22 protein-coding genes are annotated in these 18,723 nt (G+C 69.9%); 5 read left to right on the plus strand and 17 right to left on the minus strand.

Annotated features, from left to right (window positions below):
• Positions 1–26 precede the first annotated feature (26 nt).
• Positions 27–527 (plus strand): DUF6328 family protein, encoded by a 501-nt coding sequence (locus ABZ463_RS07205; RefSeq protein WP_352010378.1) that lies wholly within the window; start codon positions 27–29, stop codon positions 525–527.
• Positions 528–552: 25 nt separating this feature from the next.
• A complete protein-coding gene (locus ABZ463_RS07210; RefSeq protein ID WP_184719841.1) occupies positions 553–702 on the plus strand; it encodes a GPGG-motif small membrane protein in 150 nt (49 codons plus the stop codon).
• Positions 703–806: 104 nt separating this feature from the next.
• On the opposite strand, the gene ABZ463_RS07215 is transcribed toward ABZ463_RS07210, so the two are convergent.
• Together ABZ463_RS07215 and ABZ463_RS07220 are read right to left on the minus strand one after the other, a co-directional pair.
• Complete coding sequence (locus ABZ463_RS07215) at positions 807–1,520, minus strand: metallophosphoesterase (RefSeq protein WP_352010377.1); 714 nt, start codon at positions 1,518–1,520, stop codon at positions 807–809.
• Entirely contained in the window at positions 1,517–1,762 is a 246-nt protein-coding gene (locus ABZ463_RS07220; protein WP_352010376.1) for a BON domain-containing protein, read from the minus strand. The genes ABZ463_RS07215 and ABZ463_RS07220 overlap by 4 nt, the downstream gene beginning before the upstream one ends.
• Positions 1,763–1,896: 134 nt before the next feature.
• On the opposite strand from ABZ463_RS07220, the gene ABZ463_RS07225 reads away from it, so the two are divergent.
• Positions 1,897–2,904, plus strand: a complete 1,008-nt coding sequence (locus ABZ463_RS07225; protein WP_352010375.1) for an SDR family oxidoreductase — start codon at positions 1,897–1,899, stop codon at positions 2,902–2,904.
• 34 nt (positions 2,905–2,938) lie between these two features.
• Here the strand turns inward: ABZ463_RS07225 and ABZ463_RS07230 are convergent, their stop codons facing one another.
• Entirely contained in the window at positions 2,939–4,423 is a 1,485-nt protein-coding gene (locus tag ABZ463_RS07230) for a prolyl oligopeptidase family serine peptidase (protein WP_362773972.1), read from the minus strand.
• Positions 4,424–4,501: 78 nt separating this feature from the next.
• Here ABZ463_RS07230 and ABZ463_RS07235 point away from each other — a divergent pair, with 78 nt between their 5' ends.
• On the plus strand, positions 4,502–5,062 hold the full coding sequence (locus ABZ463_RS07235) for a helix-turn-helix domain-containing protein (protein WP_352010373.1): 561 nt from the start codon (positions 4,502–4,504) through the stop codon (positions 5,060–5,062).
• Between the two features lie 7 nt (positions 5,063–5,069).
• Here ABZ463_RS07235 and ABZ463_RS07240 read toward each other — a convergent pair whose 3' ends face one another.
• From ABZ463_RS07240 to ABZ463_RS07290, 11 genes are all read right to left on the minus strand, one after another.
• Positions 5,070–5,516 (minus strand): helix-turn-helix domain-containing protein, encoded by a 447-nt coding sequence (locus ABZ463_RS07240; RefSeq protein WP_362773975.1) that lies wholly within the window; start codon positions 5,514–5,516, stop codon positions 5,070–5,072.
• 77 nt (positions 5,517–5,593) lie between these two features.
• The gene (locus ABZ463_RS07245; RefSeq protein WP_352010371.1) at positions 5,594–5,845 is read right to left on the minus strand and encodes a DUF4235 domain-containing protein; all 252 of its coding nucleotides are present in this window, start codon (positions 5,843–5,845) and stop codon (positions 5,594–5,596) included.
• A 70-nt stretch (positions 5,846–5,915) separates the two neighbouring features.
• Entirely contained in the window at positions 5,916–6,179 is a 264-nt protein-coding gene (locus ABZ463_RS07250; RefSeq protein ID WP_352010370.1) for a DUF6458 family protein, read from the minus strand.
• Positions 6,180–6,275: 96 nt separating this feature from the next.
• Positions 6,276–7,124 (minus strand): MetQ/NlpA family ABC transporter substrate-binding protein, encoded by an 849-nt coding sequence (locus ABZ463_RS07255; protein ID WP_362773979.1) that lies wholly within the window; start codon positions 7,122–7,124, stop codon positions 6,276–6,278.
• 100 nt (positions 7,125–7,224) lie between these two features.
• Complete coding sequence (locus tag ABZ463_RS07260) at positions 7,225–7,824, minus strand: DUF305 domain-containing protein (protein WP_352010368.1); 600 nt, start codon at positions 7,822–7,824, stop codon at positions 7,225–7,227.
• A gap of 80 nt (positions 7,825–7,904) precedes the next feature.
• Entirely contained in the window at positions 7,905–8,831 is a 927-nt protein-coding gene (locus ABZ463_RS07265; protein WP_362773983.1) for a lytic polysaccharide monooxygenase, read from the minus strand.
• 119 nt (positions 8,832–8,950) lie between these two features.
• The gene (locus ABZ463_RS07270) at positions 8,951–9,862 is read right to left on the minus strand and encodes an NADP-dependent oxidoreductase (RefSeq protein WP_352010366.1); all 912 of its coding nucleotides are present in this window, start codon (positions 9,860–9,862) and stop codon (positions 8,951–8,953) included.
• Positions 9,863–9,938: 76 nt separating this feature from the next.
• Positions 9,939–10,760: a PIG-L family deacetylase gene (locus ABZ463_RS07275; protein WP_352010365.1), complete on the minus strand. Its 822-nt coding sequence runs from the start codon at positions 10,758–10,760 to the stop codon at positions 9,939–9,941.
• A gap of 113 nt (positions 10,761–10,873) precedes the next feature.
• Positions 10,874–12,637 (minus strand): biotin carboxylase N-terminal domain-containing protein, encoded by a 1,764-nt coding sequence (locus ABZ463_RS07280; RefSeq protein WP_362773986.1) that lies wholly within the window; start codon positions 12,635–12,637, stop codon positions 10,874–10,876.
• A 4-nt stretch (positions 12,638–12,641) separates the two neighbouring features.
• Positions 12,642–12,875: an acyl-CoA carboxylase epsilon subunit gene (locus ABZ463_RS07285; RefSeq protein ID WP_362773989.1), complete on the minus strand. Its 234-nt coding sequence runs from the start codon at positions 12,873–12,875 to the stop codon at positions 12,642–12,644.
• 11 nt (positions 12,876–12,886) lie between these two features.
• Entirely contained in the window at positions 12,887–14,476 is a 1,590-nt protein-coding gene (locus tag ABZ463_RS07290) for an acyl-CoA carboxylase subunit beta (protein ID WP_352010362.1), read from the minus strand.
• 200 nt (positions 14,477–14,676) lie between these two features.
• Here ABZ463_RS07290 and ABZ463_RS07295 point away from each other — a divergent pair, with 200 nt between their 5' ends.
• On the plus strand, positions 14,677–15,681 hold the full coding sequence (locus ABZ463_RS07295) for a TIGR03617 family F420-dependent LLM class oxidoreductase (protein WP_362773992.1): 1,005 nt from the start codon (positions 14,677–14,679) through the stop codon (positions 15,679–15,681).
• A 155-nt stretch (positions 15,682–15,836) separates the two neighbouring features.
• Here the strand turns inward: ABZ463_RS07295 and ABZ463_RS07300 are convergent, their stop codons facing one another.
• Genes ABZ463_RS07300 through fabG form a run of 3 tightly spaced genes read right to left on the minus strand, consistent with a single transcriptional unit; the run spans position 15,837 to position 18,721 of the window.
• Positions 15,837–17,459, minus strand: a complete 1,623-nt coding sequence (locus ABZ463_RS07300; RefSeq protein ID WP_352010360.1) for a PQQ-binding-like beta-propeller repeat protein — start codon at positions 17,457–17,459, stop codon at positions 15,837–15,839.
• A complete protein-coding gene (locus ABZ463_RS07305; RefSeq protein WP_352010359.1) occupies positions 17,456–17,977 on the minus strand; it encodes an ester cyclase in 522 nt (173 codons plus the stop codon). The genes ABZ463_RS07300 and ABZ463_RS07305 overlap by 4 nt, the downstream gene beginning before the upstream one ends.
• 39 nt (positions 17,978–18,016) lie before the next feature.
• Positions 18,017–18,721, minus strand: a complete 705-nt coding sequence (fabG, locus tag ABZ463_RS07310) for a 3-oxoacyl-ACP reductase FabG (protein WP_352010358.1) — start codon at positions 18,719–18,721, stop codon at positions 18,017–18,019.
• Between the last annotated feature and the right edge of the window lie 2 nt (positions 18,722–18,723).

Here is an 18,723-nt window from a genome sequence, read left to right on the forward strand (position 1 = left end):
GGGGTTCCACGCTCAAGGAGTCCTGAATGAACGACCCCGGACAAGACCACGTCGAGGAACCGGAGACCGACGAGACGCGCAAGGAGCGGGTGGACCGGGAGCTGGGCGAGCTGCTTCAGGGCCTCAGGGTCGCCGTGACCGGAGTGCAGGTCCTGTTCGCCTTCCTGCTGACGCTTCCGTTCGCCGCCGGTTTCCACAAGCTTGAGGACGAGGGGCGCTGGCTGTTCTTCATCTCGCTGCTGAGCGCCGCGCTGGCCTCCGTACTGTTCATCACCCCCGCCGCGCAGCACCGCCTGCTGTTCCGCACCCCGCTGAAGGAGAAGATGCTGCACCGGGCCAACAAGCTGGGCATCGCCGGGGCCGTCGGGCTGGCGATCGCGATGACCAGTTCGGTCGCCCTGGTGGCCGAGACCGTGATCAACGCCTGGCCCGCCGTACTGTTCGGCGGCGCCGTGGCGCTGTCCAGCGCGTGGTTCTGGATTCTCCAGCCGATCATCGATCTTCACAGGACCAGGGATGTTATGTGATGAATCGTGAGGGCAGGGGCCCGTTATGGCTACCTTGCTTTGGATCATCGCAGTCGTTCTCGTCATCTCCGGGATCTATGTGATCCTGGCCCGCCGCGACCTCCTGTGGGGGATCGTGCTCATCGTCCTCGGATTCCTCGTCGGCCCCGGAGGTGTGAGCATCTTCAACGTTTGATGCGGGCCTCGCCCGCACCATCTTCGACGCCGCACGCCGAACGCCGTGCAGGCGCCTGGAAGCCCTGGCGGGCCGGATCCGTCCGGCCCGCCGCTTCTCGGGCCTTACAGGCAGTAGACCCCGTAGGCCCGGCCGAGCACCGGCAGCGCGACGTTGCGCACTCTGATGCCGCCGGGGGTCACACCCTTCTCCGTGCCCGCGTGCGCGTGCCCGTGGACGATCAGGTCGGCGCCCTCGGCGTCCACGGCCTCGGCCAGCAGGTAGCTGCCGAGGAAGGGGTAGATCTCCAGGGGTTCCCCGGCGAGGGTGTCCTTGACCGGGGAGTAGTGGGACAGCACGACCCTGCGGTCGGCCTGCAGTTCCTTGAGCGCCACCCGCCAGCGTTCCGCGATCCGCTTGGTGTGTCCCACGAAGGCCTTGATCTCGGGCTCTCCGAAGTCGCTGGCGCACTTGCCCGCGTATCCTCCGCCGAAGCCCTTGCCACCGGCGACGCCCAGCCGTACGCCGTCGATGTCGAGCACGGTCGCGTCGTCGTGCAGGACCGTGATCCCCGCGTCGGACAGCATGGCCGCGATCTCGGCGGGGCGGTCGGAGTGGTGGTCGTGGTTGCCGAGCACGGCGACCACCGGGACCGGCAGGTCACGGAACTCGTCGGTGACCACGGCCGCCTCCTCCAGAGTGCCGTGCCGGGTCAGGTCACCGGCGAGCAGCAGCACGTCCGCGTGTTGCTCGACGTCGTCAAGGCGCTTGCGGTAACTCCCCCTGAGCCTTTCGTCCAGGTGGACGTCTCCCACAGCCGCGATGCGCAGTTGCCTCACAGCCGTTCCTCCTCCCCCGGGCCCCTGACGTCGAGGACGGTGATCTCGTTGCGGAGCGTCAGCTCCGGGGCCGCCTCGTGGGCCACGTCGGCGATGAGCGTTCGGCGTTCGTCGCCGGAGACCTGCCCGCGCAGGAAGAGCTGTCCGCCCCGGACGTCGACCCGGATGCCGAGCTCGTTGGTCCTGTCGTCCTCGGCCAGTGCGCGTTGCACACGCGCTGCGACGTACTGCGGAGCCTCCATCGTCGAACTCCTTTCCTCCGAAAAACCTCGCGTTCCCGGGAAAGCCCCCGCGAAACGTGTGGTGATCCAGGACGAGGGCATGGTCGGTGGCCGTTCGGGTACGGGAGGCGCCTGAACCGGCGAAGGAGGCAACCATGGAGGACACCGTGAAGAACAAGGTCGTGGTCGTGACCGGTGCGAGTGGCGGGGTCGGCAGGGCGGTGGCCCAGGAGTACGGCGCGCGGGGCGCGTCCGTCGCGCTGATCGCCAGGGGGACGGCCGGCCTGGGCTCCGCGGCGGCCGACGTGGGCGCCGCGGGAGGCACCGGGCTGGTCTACGAGGCGGACGTCGCCGACCACCGGCAGGTCAGGCAGGCCGCCGAGCGCGTCGAGCAGGAGATGGGGCCGATCGACGTCTGGATCAACGTGGCCTTCTCCTCGGTCTTCGCCCCCTTCACCGAGATCACGCCCGAGGAGTACGAGCGGACGACCGCGGTCACCTACCTCGGTTACGTCTGGGGGACGCGGGTGGCGCTCGACCTGATGCGCCCCAGGAACCGGGGGGTGATCGTCCAGGCCGGGTCCGCGCTCGCCTATCGGGGCATTCCCCTGCAGTCCGCCTACTGCGGGGCAAAGCACGCGATCAAGGGGTTCACCGAGTCGGTCAGGACCGAACTGATGGGCGAGGGAAGCGGCGTCCAGATCACCATGGTGCAGCTTCCCGCGCTGAACACCCCGCAGTTCTCCTGGGTGCTGTCCAGGCTCAGGCATCATCCGCAGCCCGTTCCCCCGATCTACCAGCCCGAGGTCGCCGCCAAGGCGCTCGTCTTCGCCGCCGAGCACCCACGGCGGCGGGAGTACTGGGTCGGCGCCTCGACGGCGATGACCCTGCTCGGAGAGCGCCTGGCCCCCGGGCTGATAGACCGTTTCCTGGCCCGCAACGGACGGAGAAGCCAGCAGACCGAGTCGCTGTTCCCCACCGACGTGGCCAACCTGTGGGAGCCCGCGGACGAGGAACGGGACTACGGCGCCCACGGTGTCTTCGACAAGCGCGCCCATCCGCACAGCGTCCAGGCCTGGCTGTCCCGGCATCGCGGGCTGGCCGCCCTCGCCCTGGCCGGTGGGGCCGCCGCCGCGACGGCCGTGCACCGGGCCAGGCGCTGAGCCGTACCGCCTGTGCCGCCGCCCGTGCCGGCCGTCAGGGCAGCAGCAGGCCCCAGTAGAGGGCCCACGGGACGAACACCGCGCCGCCGGCCAGCAGCAGGCCGAGCTGCCCTCCGCCGAGGGAGTCCCGGGTACGGCGCCAGGCCACGGCGAGGCGGACCGTCGCGACGGCCGAGACGACCGCGACGGCCTGCAGCGCCAGCCAGACCAGCGGGCGGCCGAGCAGTACGGGGCCGGGGGCGGCCAGTTTCCCGCCGGTCATCATCAGATAGACCAGGTAGCAGAACGAGCCGATGACCGAGACGAGACCGCCCGCGCTGAGCAGCCACACCGCCCTGGTCACCGGGGCCCTCGGCCGGCCGCGCAGGCGCCGTACCAGCGCGGCCACCGGGTAGGAGACGAAGGCGACCAGGAACAGCGCCAGCGCCACGAGCTGCGCGGGCGCCGACTCCCACCAGGCGGGAGGGTCGACCGGCACGGTCAGTGAGGCCTGGACGGGGGCCGGGCCCGAGGAACTCGTCGCCGGTGGCCTGCCCGCCGTGACCTCCCCGACCCAGGAGCCGACCAGGTCGGCGTAGCCGGGGGCGAGTTCGGGCAGCCGGGTGACGCCCCCGTCGGGGGTCAGGTGGGCGGCGTGGTCGGCGTCGGGGAAGAACCGGGCCGTGTAGTACCGGTTGCCGCCCTCCCCGAGCGCCCGGGAGAACACCGGCGGGCTCTCCTGCGGTGGGGTCAGCAGGTCGTGGGTGCCCCAGATGGCGAGCACCGGCTGGCGGACCGCGGCCAGGGTCGGCGCGGGGTCGTAGTAGGGCTCGGGGAACATGCCGCCGTCGGCGATCGTCCGGTAGAGGTTCAGCTCGGCCCGGTCGATCAGTGAGCCCGTGACCCCGGCCTTGCGCAGTCCGGCGGCCACGGCCCAGGTCTGCTGCCGCAGCGGCGGCAGCCCGTTGGCGCCGACGAGCACGACGAAAGCGATGTCCTTGGACCGGGAGGCGGCGATCGGGGCGACCCAGCCGCCTTCGCTGAGCCCCCAGATGCCGACCTTCGCCGGATCGACGCCCGGCTGGGAGCGCAACGTCGCCACGGCGCCGAGCGCGTCATCGGCGAGTTGCGGATAGGACCGGTGGACGAGCGAGTAGCCCGTTGACCGCTTGTCGTAGATCAGCACGGCCATGCCCCGGCGGGCGAACTCGACGGCCTCGCCCAGCAGCTTCGTGCGCGGCGTCCCCGTGCCCGCGCCGTGCACCAGGACGACGCCAGGGCGTCCGGCTCCCGCCGTACCACCGGTGAGCCCAGCCCCCGCGGCGGGCTCATCGGTGGTCTTGTCGTTGGGCTCGGTGGGTTTGGCGGGTTTGGTGATGATCGTGCCGTGCATGGCGAGTCCCCCGGCGCCACGGAAGCTCACCTCGACGGATGTCAGGTCGGAGGGTACGGCGGGCGGGGACGCGGCTGTCGCCACGGGGGCGGTCGCGGGGACGGCGAGCAGGCTGAGGACCGCCGCCGTCAGGAGGATTCTTCGCATATGCCGAACATACTTTGCAGAGAAACCTCTGCAAAGAGTTCTCTGCAGATTTCCTTCTGCGGGAGTAGACTGATCATCATGAAGGATGAGAAGCCGCCGATGCTCGACCCGGTGAGGCTCAAGGCCCTGGCCCACCCCATGCGGCGACTCATGCTGCGGCACCTCAGCGTGCACGGCCCCGCGACCTCGACCACGCTCGGCGAGTTGCTCGACGCCAAGACCGGCACGACCAGCTACCACCTGCGCCAGCTGGAGAAAGCGGGGTTCATCGAGGAGATCCCGGAACGCTCGACCGGCAGGGAGCGCTGGTGGCGCAGGACCCAGGCGCTCAGGGACATCCGGCTGCCGGCTCCCGGGGAGCTCGCCCCGGAGGACCGGCTCGTGCTGAACGAGTTCCACCGGGCCAACCTCGCGGAGGACCGCGAGCTGTTCGAGCGCTTCCCCGCCGCCTACCTGCGCGACCCCCGGTGGGCCAAGCTCTCACGCGGCCTCGGGCGGATGACTCTGGAGGAGTTCGAGGAGTTCTTCGAGGCCTACATCGCGCTGCTGATGAAGTACAACCGCCCGGCCGAGGACGCCCCGCCGGACGCGCGCCCCATGTTCGTCAGGCTGTTCGCCCTGCCCGCCGACGAGGAGTGACCCACGGTCACGCCCGCTCCCCCGCCAGCGTGGTGATCACCCTGAGGATCTCGGCGCCGCTCTCCGCCCCGCCCAGAATGATGATCTTCAGGCTGGCCCGTTCCTCGTCGTAGATCGTCTCGACGCGCAGCCGCCCGTCGTCGTGGGTGCCCCCGGTGGCCAGGGCGATGAGGGTGTTGCTCAGCCGCATCGTCTCCTCGACGCCGATCGCGTCGACCTGTACGACACAGGACACCTCGACGCGGCGGGAGCGCGTGGCGGTCCCGGCGGTCTCAGCGGCCGGCGGCTCGACCGGCTGCCCGGTGAACGCCTCAAGGTCCTCCCGCGCGACGCGGTACCGCCTGCCGATGCGCGTCGCCCTCAGCCGGCCGTCCCGCACGTAGCCACGCACCGTCTTGACGTGCAGACCGAGCAGGTCGGCCACCTGCTCAACCGTGTACGGCTGCCGCGACACCACGCCACCCCTTCCCTGTCGTTCCTCAAACTACTCAACACACGACGCGACAGGAAACGAAAGGGAAGGCCGTACGGCTATCCGCCGATGGCCCGGTGCACGCTCCTGGTCGCCGAGCGGTCGATGGCGGCCTTGACCACACCGAAGATGGCCCCCTGGATGGCCGCCGCGGCCAGGACCTCGCCCCAGCCGTACTCGTCCGAGGTCGCCTGGGGCGCCTCATCCGTGCCCGCGAGGAGCTTCCAGACCTGCTTGAAGACGACCCCCGCGACGGCGCCGCCGAGCATTCCGCTCACGACGCCCGCCCCTCGGGAAACGATCCTGCTCATCGTTCACCCTCTCCTTGAGAAAGACATTCGGGCGCCCCCGCCATGACCTGACGGGGGCGTGGAAGCGCCGTCACACGACCGGCGGGTCGTCGTAGGGACGCTCCTGGTAGACGCGACGGTGGGTCACCGGGTCCTCCTCGACCACGGTGGTGGTCGGCGCGACCGCCCTGCGGGCGATCCTGACCCGGTAGATCGCGAACAGCAGCCACACGAGGCCGCCGATCATCAGGACGGCCCCGACGACGTTGATGTCGAGCCCCGCGATGTCGAACTCGACCGCCCAGGTGAGGATGGCGCCGAGCATGATGAGGATGATGCCACCTGCGATGGTCATGGGGGTTCCCTCCTTTGAACCAACGCCCCATCCCCTATCCCCCGTACGGATCTCAAACGTCCCCGCGTCGTGCGGCCGTACCCGGGGAGGTGAGCGTTACGGTACGGCCGGCAGGACGGCGCCCTTGTAGGTGTCCTGGATGTACTTCTTCACCTCGGGGCCCTGGAGCAGTTCGGCGAGCTTCCTGACGCGGGGGTCGCCGACCTTGGCGGGGACGGTGACCAGGCCGTTGGCGTAGGGGTTGCCCTCGCCCTTCTCCAGGATCAGCGAGTCGGTCGCGGGCTGGAGTCCGGCTTCGAGGGCGTAGTTGCCGTTGACGACCGCGGCGTCCACGTCCTGGAGCGAGCGGGGCAGCTGGGCGGCCTCAAGCGGCCTGAACCGCAGTTCCTTGGGGTTTCCCGCCACGTCGCGTTCGGTGGCCTTGACGCCCACGCCCTCCTTGAGGGTGATCACGCCGTTGTCGGCGAGGAGTTTGAGCGAGCGGCCCAGGTTGCTCGCGTCGTTGGGCAGCGCGACCTGGGCCCCCTTGGCCAGCTTGGCGATGTCGTCGATCTTCTTGGAGTACAGCCCGAGCGGCTCGATGTGGACCGGGGCGACCCAGCTCAGGGTGACGCCCTTGCCCTTGGAGAACTCCTCAAGGTAGGGGACGTGCTGGAAGTAGTTGGCGTCGAGCCGTCCCTCGTCGAGTTGGACGTTCGGCTGCACGTAGTCGGTGAACTCGACGATCTCCAGGTTCAGCCCGGCCTTGGCGGCGAGGGTGTCCTTGACGAACTTCAGGATCTGACCGTGGGGCACGGGGTTCACGCCGACCTTGAGCGGCGTGTCGGCCTTCGGCGACGATCCTCCGCCGGTCGAGGCCGCGGACGTGGTCGTCTGTGGTCCGCCGCACGCGGTGAGGGTCCCGGCCAGGATCAGCCCGGTCACGACTCCCAGCAGTCTGCGCATACTTCCCCCAAATTCCAGTAGATTTAGTAGGAAATATGGCACAGCGAAGGTCCGCCGACAACCCGATCATCTGCCGACGGACAACGCGGTCACCCGCCGGTCACGTGCCGACGATCGCCTTCATCTGGTCGATCTGCGCGGTACGCGAGGCCTCGATCCGGTCCGCCAGCGCCTTGGTCTCGGCGTTCTGACCGGCCATCTTCTCCACCTTGGCCATCTGGATGGCGTCGTCCTGCTGGGAGATCAGCGCGTTGAGGAACCGCTTCTCGAACTCGGAGTCCGGGGACTTCGAGATCATCCGGATCTGGGCGTCGCTCAGCCCGTGGCCTCCGTGACCGGAGTGCGCACCCGCCGGAGCGGCCGTGGGACGCTTCCAGCCCTTCAGCCAGCCGGTCATCATCGTCACCTCCGCGTCCTGGGTGGTGGCGATCGCCGCGGCCAGGACCTTGGCGTTCTCGCTGATGTTCCGGCCCGCGGCGAGCTTCGCCAGCTTCGCCCCCTGGGCGTCGTGCGGCAACATCATCTGCAGGAACATCACGTCGGCCGGGTTGAAGTCAGGGCCCGCGACGAGTCCGGGTGCCGCGCTGGCGGCGGCCCCGACCGTCAGCTGGCCACCGCCCTGCAGTTCCTGGAGGCTGCGTGAGCCGCAGCCCGCGAGGAGAACGGCGCTCAGCACGAGCGGGACGACGCGTTTCAACATGGGGAACTCCTGTTGGGGGGGTGCCCGGGCGGGGCGGCGAGACCGCCCCACCCGGCAGGGTCAGGCCCGGTCCGACGAGGTCAGACCCGCTGCCACAGAGAGGGGACGTTCGGCGGCTCCCAGCCGGGCAGCGCGGTGTGCGACTGCAGGCAACGGTAGGTCGAACCGTTGTAGGTCACGGTCGCGCCCGCGGTGTAGGAGGTGCCCGCGGTCCAGGCGCCCTCCTGCTTCGTCGGAGTCACCGTCGGAGTCACCGTGGGGGTGACGGTCGGCGTCACCGTCGGCGTCACAGTGGGAGTCACCGTCGGCGTCACGGTTGGGGTGACGGTCGGGGTGACCGTGGGCGTCACGGTCGGGGTGGGTGAGGGGTTGGTCCCACCACCGAAGTCCACGTCGGAGCAGGTGTAGAAGGCCTCGTTGCTGTACAGGACGCGCTGCCAGATCGAGTAGATGAGCTGGCGGCCCGTACGCTGCGGGAGGTTGAGCGTCCACTTGGTGAACGTGACAGGGTTCTGGTTGTTGAACGTCTTGAGGGGCTCCAGGTCCGACCACTTCAGCGGCTTGGTGGGGTCCCAGCTCTGCTTGGTGATGTAGAACTCGAAGTTGCTCCCGCCGTGGGGGGCCGTGGCGTGGTAGGTGATCTCCAGCGGCCCCGGTGAGACCTGCGTCGCGGGCCAGTCGGCCCTGGGGAGGTCGAGGCCGCGATACTTCTCGCGGCCCGCGCTGCAGAGTTTGCCGTCCGGGATGAGCGCGCGGTGGTTACCGCCGGCCTCCAGCAGGGAGACCTCGTTCCAGTCGTACATGGCCTGGGTCCCACCGGCCGCGACGGCCGCCTTGCAGGCCTCGGACTTGGGCGTCTCCGGCCCCTCGTTCTTGCAGAGGTAGACGCGGCTCGGTGGGTTCGACATGCTGCCGTGGGCGTCGGCCGCGGTCGCCGGGATCAGCGCGAGCACGGTTCCCAAAGTGAGCGCGGCGGCACCGGCCACCGCCTTGTTTCGCAGGTGCACGTGGACTCCTCCTGAATGGGGGGATGGAGGTATGACATGTCCAACGGCCGACGGATAGCACGTTATTAACAAGAAACCTTACTAAAAACACCTTCCATGCGGCTACATCGCGCGGGTATTCACCCTGTCACCAGGACGACCTTGCCCTGACCGTGGCGTCCCTCGACCTCGCGGTGGGCGTCCGCCGCCCGGTCGAGCGGGTAGGTCACGCGCACCGGGAAGGCCAGCTCCCCCTTGGCGTACAGCTCGGCGAGCTCGGCGAGTCTGGAGGCCAGGCGCACCCCCTTGGTCAGCTGGACGCCGAGGCTCTCCGCCTTTTCGTGCTCGACCAGCGTGATGATCCGCTCCCCCGGAACCAGGCTCAGGGAGACGTCGAGGGCGTCGCCGCCCGCGCCGTCCAGGACGAGGTCGACCCCGCCGGGGGCCAGTTCGCGCACCCGGTCGAGCAGGCCCTCGCCGTAGACGACCGGGACGGCGCCGAGGGCGCGCAGGTAGTCGTGGTTCTCCTGCCGCGCGGTGCCGATCACCGTCGTGGCGCCCCACAGCCTGGCGAGCTGTACCGCGGCGGTGCCGACCGCGCCCGCCGCGGCGTGGACCAGGACGGTGTCCCCCTGTCCGACCCCGAGCTGCCTGAGGGCGATGTAGGCGGTCTGCGTCCCGGCGGTGAAGCCGCCCGCCACCTCCCAGGGCATGTTCTCCGGCTTCGCCGTGACGTTCTCCGCGGGGACGACGACGTACTCGGCGTAGCAGTTCAGCAGGCTGAACCCCAGCACCTCGTCGCCGACGGCCACCCCGTCGGCCCCCGGTCCCACCTGGTCCACGACGCCGGAGAACTCGTTGCCGGGCACCCTGGGCAGGTCGGCCGTGGCCCCGGCGGGCAGCCAGCCCTGCCGTACGGCCACGTCGAACGGCTGCACGCCCGCCGCCTTCACCCTGACCCTGACCTGGCCGGGCCCGGCCTGCGGGGTCGGCAGGTCGACCACCTTGAGCACCTCGGGCCCGCCGAACTCGGTGACGGCCACAACCCTCATCGCACACTCCTTCACTCAGTCACTCGCCGGTGCGGACCTCCAATCTGCAATCTCAACCAATGTTGAGGTCAACTGCTCACGCCTCGCGGAGACCGTCGAAGAGGTCGTCCTCACGCTCGGCGGCGGCGGTCACCCGGCTGAAGTGACGGACGAAGGCCTCGTAGGACAGCGCCCTGTGCTGGACCTCCTCCGGCATGCGCAGCAGGAAGATGCTGTCCCCCTGGCTCGCGTGCGCCTGCAGGGCCTTGCGCTTGCGTTCGACGTACGGCGCGACGTCCACGACGGTGGTGATGAGTTCCTCGGGGGTGCCGAAGTCCTCGGGCAGGTCCTGTATCTCGGCGGCGCCGGCCGCGCGCAGGGCGGCGAACATCTCGGCGATCCGCTCCCTGGGCACGGCGGTGTAGTAGAGCTTGTCCGGGATGCCGGTCGCCTCGGCCGCGGCCAGGGCGATGCGGTTGGCCTGGATGTGGTCGGGATGACCGTAGTTGCCGTTCTCGTCATAGGTGACCACGACCTGCGGCCGGTAGCGCTCCATCAACGCGGCGAGCCTGCCGACCGCCTCCTCGAAGGACACGTTGGCGAAGGCGTCCTTCGCCTGGTTGCCCTCCCAGCCGTCCATGCCCGAGTCGCGGTAGCCGAGCAACTCGACGTGCTCGATCCCGAGGTGGGCCACCGAGTCGTTCAGTTCCTCAAGCCGCCGCGCCCTGACGGCCGCCTCGTCGTGCCCGGGCTCCCCGGGCTTCACCCCGCCGGGCCCGTCGCCCTGCTCACCGTTGGTGCAGGTGACCAGGACGGTACGGATGCCCTCCTCGGCGTATCTGGCGAAGACGCCACCCGTCCCGAGCACCTCGTCGTCGGGGTGCGCGTGGACGGCCATCAGCGTCAGTTCACGTTCCATGGATGCAGACCTCTCCGTAGGGGAGGGCCGAAGGGCCCCGCCCACTCTACGGCGGCACCTGTGGCGGCGCGGCGAGAGACGGAACCGGCACACACCCGTCCTGATCGGACCGTTCAGTCGTGCAGGAGACACAGGACGTGCCCACCGGTGACAGCGTCCCCCACCCCCATGTCGAGCTGGGCGACGGTGCCCGCCTTGTGGGCGAAGAGCGGCTGCTCCATCTTCATCGCCTCAAGCACCACGATGAGGTCCCCGGTCGCGACCCGGTCGCCGTTGCCGACCGCGACCTTGACGATCGTGCCCTGCATCGGGCTGGTCACGGCGTCCGCCCCGCCCGCCGTACCGCCGCCCTTCGCCACCTGCCTGCGGGGGCGCCTGGCCGTGGCGGGGGCGGTCGCGGGATGGGCGGCGGGGGCGGCGAACCCGGCCGGGATCACGATCTCGACCCGGCGCCCGTCCACCTCGACGACGACGGGCTCTCCCTTTGCGTGCGGCGTCGCGGCGGCGGGGATCTCCGGGTACGGCTCGATGCCACCGCGGAACTCCGTCTCGATCCACTGGGTGTGGACCGTGAAGGCCCCGTCCTCGCCCTGGAAGGCCGGTTCCTCGACCACGACCCGGTGGAAGGACAGCGTGGTCGGCAGCCCCTCGACCGTGAACTCGGCCAGCGCGCGGCGGGCCCGTTCGAGCGCCTGGGCGCGGTCGGCGCCGGTGACGACGAGCTTGGCCAGCAGCGAGTCGAAGGCCCGCCAGAGCACCGTCCCGTTCTCCGCCCCCGAGTCCAGGCGCACTCCGGGTCCCGAGGGGGGACGCCAGCCGGTGATGGTTCCCGGGCTCGGCAGGAAGTTGCGGCCCGGGTCCTCCCCGTTGAGGCGGAACTCGATGGAGTGCCCGCGCACCGGCGGGTCGTCGTAGCCGAGCGCTTCCCCCCTGGCGATGCGGAACTGCTCACGCACCAGGTCGAGGCCGGTGACCTCCTCGCTGACCGGGTGCTCGACCTGCAGCCGGGTGTTGACCTCAAGGAAGGAGATCATGCCGTCGCTGCCGATCAGGAACTCGCAGGTGCCCGCCCCGACGTAGCCTGCCTCCCGCAGGATGGCCTTGGACGCCTCGTACAGCACGCGGTTCTGCTCCTCGGTGAGGAACGGCGCCGGGGCCTCCTCGACAAGCTTCTGGTGCCTGCGCTGCAACGAGCAGTCACGGGTGGAGACCACCACCACGTTGCCGTGCGTGTCGGCCAGGCACTGCGTCTCCACGTGCCGGGGCCGGTCGAGATAGCGTTCGGCGAAGCACTCGCCCCGGCCGAAGGCCGCGACCGCCTCCCGCACCGCCGACTCGTAAAGCTCCGGGATGTCCTCAAGGGTCCTGGCGACCTTCAGGCCCCGGCCTCCACCGCCGAAGGCTGCCTTGATGGCGACCGGCAGGCCGTACCGCCCGGCGAACTCGGCCAGTTCCTCGGGGCCGCTGACCGGCCCGTCGGTGCCGGGGGCGAGCGGGGCTCCGGCGGCCATGGCGATCCTGCGGGCCGAGACCTTGTCCCCGAGGTCGTCGATCACCTTGGGCGGCGGCCCGATCCAGGTCAGTCCGGCGTCGATCACGGCCTGGGCGAAGGCGGAGTTCTCCGCGAGGAAGCCCCACCCGGGGTGTACGGCGTCCGCCCCCGACCTGATGGCGGCCTCGACCACCTTCCCGATGTCCAGGTAGCTCTCCGCGGCGGTCTCCCCGCCCAGCGCGAACGCCTCGTCGGCGAGCGCGACGTGGAGCGCGTCCCGGTCGGGCTCGGCGTAGACGGCCACGCTGCCGATCCCCTCGTCGCGGCAGGCCCTCGCGACCCGGACCGCGACCTCCCCGCGGTTGGCTATCAGAACCTTGCGCACTGGCTCAGCCTCTCCGCGCCGTCTGGGACGGCACTGTCTGTGGGGATTCCATCTGCAGGGAAACCGGGCGCGACGGCACCCGGTAGGCGGGGCCTGCCACCCAGAACGGTCTCCTGGCGGGCGGGCGGCCACCGTCCCGCGCCTGCCGCCGGGACACCAGGAACGCGACGACCACGGCGGCGAGCTCCTCCTCGGAGGGCTTGCCGCGCATGACCAGCAGCGGGTCTTCCGAACTCATCTCGGCGCCCATCACATCGGGGGGTTGCCGTGCTTGCGCTGCGGCAGGGTCGCGCTCTTGCCCCTGAGCATGGCCAGCGACCTGGCCAGGACCATCCGGGTCTCGCGGGGGTCGATGATGTCGTCGACCAGGCCGCGCTCGACCGCGTAGTAGGGGTGCATGAGCTGTTCGCGGTACTCGGCGATGCGCTCGGCGCGCCTGGCCGCGGGGTCGGGCGCGGCGGCGATGTCCCTGCGGAAGATCACGTTGGCCGCCCCGTCCGCGCCCATGACCGCGATCTCGTTGCTCGGCCAGGCGAAGGACAGGTCGGCGCCGATGGAACGGGAGTCCATCACGATGTAGGCGCCGCCGTACGCCTTGCGCACGATGACCTGGACGCGGGGGACCGTGGCGTTGCAGTAGGCGTAGAGCAGCTTGGCGCCGTGCCTGATGACGCCGCCGTGCTCCTGGTCGGTGCCGGGCAGGAAGCCGGGCACGTCGACGAAGGTCACGATCGGGATGTTGAAGGCATCGCAGAACTGGACGAACCTGGCGGCCTTCTCCGAGGCGGAGATGTCCAGCACACCCGCGAACGACATCGGCTGGTTGGCGACGACGCCGACGACGTGACCTCCGATGCGGCCGAGGCCGCAGACGATGTTCGCCGCCCAGCCCTCGTGGATCTCGACCAGCTCACCGTGGTCGATCACCTCGGCGATGACGTCGCGCATGTCGTAGGGGCGGTTCGGGTCGGCGGGGACGATGTCCAGCAGCGCCTCGCACAGCCGCTCCTCGGGGTCGTCCGCCAGGGCCTCCGGCGGGAACTCCTGGTTGTTCGCCGGCAGCATCGAGACCAGGTGACGCACGTCCTCCAGGCAGGAGATCTCGTCGTCGCTGACGAAGGTGGCGACCCCGGTCATCGTGCCGTGGACCCCCGCGCCGCCCAGCTCCTCGTGGGTGACCTTCTCTCCGGTGACCGCCTCGACGACGTCGGGGCCGGTGATGAACATCTGGGCGGTGTCGCGGACCATGAAGATGAAGTCGGTGAGCGCCGGGGAGTAGGTGGCCCCGCCCGCGCACGGCCCCATGATCACGCTGATCTGCGGGATCACGCCCGAGGCGCGGACACTGCGCTGGAAGATCCCCCCGTAGCCCGCCAGGCCCGTGACCCCCTCCTGGATGCGGGCCCCCGCGCCGTCGTTGAGCCCGATCAGCGGGGCGCCCGCGGCGTAGGCCATGTCCATGATCTTGTGGATCTTCTGGGCGTGGGCCTCGCCGAGCGACCCGCCGAAGATGCGGAAGTCGTGCGCGTAGACGAACACGGTCCGGCCCTCGATGGTCCCCCACCCGGTGACCACGCCGTCGCCGTACGGCCGCTTGGCCTCCATGCCGAAGCCGCTCGCCCGATGCCTGCGCAGACCCTCGACCTCGGTGAAGGAGCCGTCGTCCAGGAGCAGCCCCAGGCGCTCCCTGACCGTCATCTTGCCCCGGGCGTGCTGCCGCCTGGTCGCCTCGTCCCCCGGACCGACCCGGACGCTCTCCTGGATCCTGGCGAGCTCCTCGGCGTACGCGCGCATGGATCGCGTCGCGGTCTCGACCTTTCGTTCTTCGACCGCCGTCATATCCGTTTACCCTTCCTATGGGATTCAGATCTGTAAATTCTGTCCATTCATCGGGGGCCATAGGAAGGCTTCTTCCCCCTAGGTGGTACCCGCCTATTCCTTAGGAGGCATGGCCGGGCGGCACGGTCGGTGGTCTGATCGTGGCATATGCCTTTTACGAGGGGACAGCACCTGTGAAGATTGACTTTCACGGAATCACCGTGCCACCGGACGCATACGGGGACAGGGCGGCACGGGCCGAGGAACTCGGATACGACTCGGTGTGGATGTCCGAGACGCAGCACGACCCGTTCGTCGGGCTGACCGCCGCGGCGCTGAAGACCGAACGGGTCGCCGTCCGCACCGGTCTGGCCGTCGTGTTCGCCAGGAACCCGATGACCACCGCGATGCTCGCCAACGACCTGCAGCTGGTCTCCAAGGGGCGTTTCGCCCTCGGTATCGGCTCCCAGCTCCAGACGCACATCACCAAGCGGTTCAGCATGCCGTGGTCGAAGCCCGCGCCCCGCATGCGGGAGTACATCCTGGCGCTGCGCGCCATCTGGAAGTGCTTCGCCACCGACGGCAGGATCAGGTTCCGCGGCGAGTTCTACCGCCACACGGTGATGAGCCCCTTCTTCAACCCGGGTCCCAACCCCTACGGCGAGCCGCCCATCCTCGTGGCCGGCGTCGGCCCGATGATGACGCAGCTCGCGGGCGAGCTGGCCGACGGCTTCCTGGCCCACATCATCTCCACCCGGCGGCTGCTCGAGGACGTGACGATCCCGGCGCTGCGTGAGGCCCGGGAGGGCGCGGGCAAGTCGATGGACGGCTTCGAGCTGCACGCGACGCCGATCGTGGCCACCGGCAACACCGAGGAGGAGCTGGGCGCGGCCGTACGGCAGGCCAAGGAGTCCATCGCCTACTACGCCTCCATCCCCAGCTACGCCCCGGTCCTGGAACTGGAGGGGCTCGGCGGCCTGAAGGACGAGCTGTACCGCCTGGCGGGCGCGGGCCGCGCGGCGGAGATGGTCGACGCGATCGACGACCACATCCTGGAGACGTTCGCGATCGTGGGCGAGCCCAAGGAGGCTGCGGCCAAGATCTGGGAGCGGTTCGGCGGCCTGGCCACCAGCATCGCCTTCTTCCAGGCGGGCGACCTGCCGCCCGAGGCACTGCAGCCGCTGCACGAGGAGCTGCGCCACCTCGTACGGCAGCCGCCGCTCTGACCTTCCCGAGCACGCGAACGGGCCGGGCCACCTTGGAGAAGGTGGCCCGGCCCGTTTCACGTCCGGAGACGCCGCTGACACGGAAAAGCGGCACGCGGAAAGCGGCGCCGGGTGGGGATGAGGACCCGGCGCCGCTTGTCCGAGGTTCGGCCGCGTCAGCGGCCGTTCACGGAGAAGGCGTAGAAGGTGGTGCTGCCCTTGCCCTGGATGAAGCGGTTGTTGTAACCGTTGCCCCAGAAGACCGTGCCGCCGACGATGGCGGGCCCGGCGTTGGAGGAACCCTCACCGAGGTAGTCCCAGAGGATCTCGCCGGTGGCGCCGTTGATGGCGTACATGTGGCCGCTCATCGAGCCGGCGTACATGACCCCGTTGGCGGTCGTGACCGCGCCCATGGTCTCGGCGTTCGACGGGTCGGCGATCTGCCAGAGGATCTTGCCGGTGCGGGCGTCGAGCGCGGCGAAGATGCCGTTGGTCGTGGTCTGCCCGTTGGGCAGGGTGTAGGCGACGTGGCTGGTGTTGGCGTTGCTGACGTAGAAGCGCTTGCCGTCGGTGGCGCTGCCCCACTCGATGCCGCCGTGCACGCCGCCGGGGCCGACCTGGGTCTTCCAGATGGTCTTGCCGGTGCGGGCGTCGAGCAGCCAGTAGGCGCCGCTCTTCTGCCCGGCGCCGATGACCATGCGCGGCAGGCCGAACCGGCCGGGGATGGTCAGCAGGTGGCCGCCCTCGGCGAAGTCGTAGTCACCGCCGTGGTTGGGCGGGCAGTTCTCCGGCGGGAAGTTGGGCTCGCAGGCCACCGTCCAGGCGTCGAACACGATGTCGCCGGCCTGCCACTTGATGTCGCCGGTGCGCAGGTCGAGGGCGAGCAGCTGGTCGATGTGGTTGTCCGGCGGCTGGCACTCGGAGGCGGGCTTGCCCGAGCTCTGGCAGTCGCTCACGCTCTTGGGGACCGAGAGGTTCTGCCCGGTGCCGACGACGACCGTGTGGTTGGTCGGGTTGATCATGGGGCTGGTGCTCCACACGCCACCGCCGCTGAAGCCGCCGGGCTGTCCGCCGTTGTCGGGGACGGTGTACTTCTTCCACAGCACCTTGCCGGTCTTGGCGTCGACCGCGTTCACGCTGCCGCGGAAGGTGCAGCACTTGTAGCCGGGCAGGCCCGCGACGGCCGCCTCCTTGGAGGAGACACCCTGGTAGAGGACGCCGTTGTAGAGCGTGGGCGAACCGGTGAGGACGGCCGCGAAGTGCTCGTCGAGCGTGGTCTTCCAGATCAGGTCGCCGGTGGTGGCGTCGACGGCGAGCAGGTGCGCGCCCTGGCCGCCCTGCGGGCCGTTCTGGTCGCCGACGTAGATGCGTCCGCCGACCACCGTCGGGCTGGCCCTGACGATGCCGCCGGCGATGCCGTTCCAGTCCGAGACCTTGCGCGACCAGATGACCGCGCCGGTCTTGGCGTCGAGCTTGGAGAAGTAGCCACCCCAGTCGGGGATGTAGACCGCGCCGTCCACCACGGCCGGAATGGCCGAGGTGTCACCGTGCGCGGTGTAGGTCCACTTGACGGCGAGCTTGTCGGCGTTCGAGGTGCCGATCCTGCGCTCGAAGGGGTTGGACTTCGAGTTGAAGTTGTCGTGGCCGCCCATCGACCAGTCGGCGGGCGAGGGCAGGTTCGGGAAGGTCTTCTGCGCGGCGCTCTGCGCCTGGGCGCCGGGCACCAGGCCGCCCATCGCCAGCAGGAGCGCGCCCACACCGACGGCGGCGCGCGTCAACATCTTGCCCGGCAGTTTCATGACGAGACCTCCTGACGGCCGATCGCCGCGCCCGCGTCCGCGGGGGTGGCGTACTCGGGGGTGAACTGTCCGATCTGACGCAGCAGGGTGAGCTCGTCACGGGCTCCCCAGTGCTCGGCCGCCTTACCGTCGGCGATCCGGTAGAAGTGCAGGTGCTGGACCTTGACCTCGGCGCCGGTCGGCGCCACGCCAAGGAAGTCGCCGGTGTGCTTGCCGCTGAAGGTCACCCGGCAGGCGAACTTGTCGCCCTCGGAGATGAAGTCGTCGACCTGCCAGGTCGCCTCGGAGAACGCGTTGCGCATGTAGCGGGCCGTCGACAGGTAGCCCTCGGGGCCGCCCGCGACGCCCGGCGAGGCCTCGTGGTCGACGAAGTCGGGGGCGATGTAACGGTGAGCCGCCTCCTCGTCGAGTTCACCGAACACCTTGGCGATGCCGATGGCGATCTCGATGATCTCCTCGGTTGCGGTCGGTGGCGCCTCCGCCAGAGGGGCCAGCATCTTCTCAACCTCGTCCGGCATGATCCGCCTTTCTCAAATGTGCGAGGTGCATGTGGGGGGTCAGTAACCGAGCCCGGAGCCGCCACTGACGGGCAGCAGGGCGCCGGTGATGAAGCTGGCCTCGTCGCTGGCCAGGAACCGCACCGCGGGGGCGACCTCCTCGGGCCTGCCCGAACGGCGCAGCGCCGTGATGCTGTGCAGGTACGCGCGGTGCTGCTCGGAGAGCCCCGCCACCATGTCGGTCTCGACGAGACCGGGCATCACCACGTTCACAGTGATCTTCCTGGGGCCGAGTTCCCAGGCCAGGGAGCGGGCGAAGCCCGCCATGGCCGCCTTGGAGGCCGAGTAGTTGGTCACTCCCGGCGAGCCCCAGAAGGCGGTGGTCGAGCCGACGAGGATGATCCGTCCCCACCGGGCCTTGACCATGTCGGTCACCGCGCACCGGGCGGCGCGGACGGCGCCCATCAGGTTGGTGTCGATGACGTCGGCGAAGTCCTTCTCCGACATGGCCATGAACAGGTTGTCGCGGGTGGTCCCGGCGTTGGCGACCAGGACCTGGACGGCGCCCTGCTGGGCCTTGACCTCCTCGAAGGCCGCCTCGACCGACGCGCTGTCGGTCACGTCGCACCGCACGCCGAACAGTCCCTCCGGCGGCTCTCCCGAGCGGTAGGTGACGGCGACCTTGTCACCGGCCTCCTCGAAGGCCCGCGCGATGGCCAGGCCGATGCCCCGGTTGCCACCCGTGACCAGTACGGAACGGCTCATTT

Origin of the sequence: Streptosporangium sp. NPDC020145, assembly GCF_040631275.1 — a bacterium.
Classification (GTDB): domain Bacteria; phylum Actinomycetota; class Actinomycetes; order Streptosporangiales; family Streptosporangiaceae; genus Streptosporangium.

Excerpts from the sequence above, each read along its gene's own strand:
- ABZ463_RS07220 (WP_352010376.1), bottom strand. The coding sequence starts at position 1,762 with ATGGAGGCTCCGCAGTACGTCGCAGCGCGTGTGCAACGCGCACTGGCC.
- ABZ463_RS07210 (WP_184719841.1), top strand. The coding sequence starts at position 553 with ATGGCTACCTTGCTTTGGATCATCGCAGTCGTTCTCGTCATCTCCGGG.
- ABZ463_RS07255 (WP_362773979.1), bottom strand. The coding sequence starts at position 7,124 with ATGCGCAGACTGCTGGGAGTCGTGACCGGGCTGATCCTGGCCGGGACC.
- ABZ463_RS07230 (WP_362773972.1), bottom strand. The coding sequence starts at position 4,423 with ATGCGAAGAATCCTCCTGACGGCGGCGGTCCTCAGCCTGCTCGCCGTC.
- ABZ463_RS07235 (WP_352010373.1), top strand. The coding sequence starts at position 4,502 with ATGAAGGATGAGAAGCCGCCGATGCTCGACCCGGTGAGGCTCAAGGCC.
- ABZ463_RS07205 (WP_352010378.1), top strand. The coding sequence starts at position 27 with ATGAACGACCCCGGACAAGACCACGTCGAGGAACCGGAGACCGACGAG.
- ABZ463_RS07225 (WP_352010375.1), top strand. The coding sequence starts at position 1,897 with ATGGAGGACACCGTGAAGAACAAGGTCGTGGTCGTGACCGGTGCGAGT.
- ABZ463_RS07260 (WP_352010368.1), bottom strand. The coding sequence starts at position 7,824 with ATGTTGAAACGCGTCGTCCCGCTCGTGCTGAGCGCCGTTCTCCTCGCG.
- ABZ463_RS07270 (WP_352010366.1), bottom strand. The coding sequence starts at position 9,862 with ATGAGGGTTGTGGCCGTCACCGAGTTCGGCGGGCCCGAGGTGCTCAAG.
- ABZ463_RS07245 (WP_352010371.1), bottom strand. The coding sequence starts at position 5,845 with ATGAGCAGGATCGTTTCCCGAGGGGCGGGCGTCGTGAGCGGAATGCTC.
- ABZ463_RS07305 (WP_352010359.1), bottom strand. The coding sequence starts at position 17,977 with ATGCCGGACGAGGTTGAGAAGATGCTGGCCCCTCTGGCGGAGGCGCCA.
- fabG (WP_352010358.1), bottom strand. The coding sequence starts at position 18,721 with ATGAGCCGTTCCGTACTGGTCACGGGTGGCAACCGGGGCATCGGCCTG.
- ABZ463_RS07300 (WP_352010360.1), bottom strand. The coding sequence starts at position 17,459 with ATGAAACTGCCGGGCAAGATGTTGACGCGCGCCGCCGTCGGTGTGGGC.
- ABZ463_RS07290 (WP_352010362.1), bottom strand. The coding sequence starts at position 14,476 with ATGACGGCGGTCGAAGAACGAAAGGTCGAGACCGCGACGCGATCCATG.
- ABZ463_RS07285 (WP_362773989.1), bottom strand. The coding sequence starts at position 12,875 with ATGAGTTCGGAAGACCCGCTGCTGGTCATGCGCGGCAAGCCCTCCGAG.
- ABZ463_RS07275 (WP_352010365.1), bottom strand. The coding sequence starts at position 10,760 with ATGGAACGTGAACTGACGCTGATGGCCGTCCACGCGCACCCCGACGAC.
- ABZ463_RS07250 (WP_352010370.1), bottom strand. The coding sequence starts at position 6,179 with ATGACCATCGCAGGTGGCATCATCCTCATCATGCTCGGCGCCATCCTC.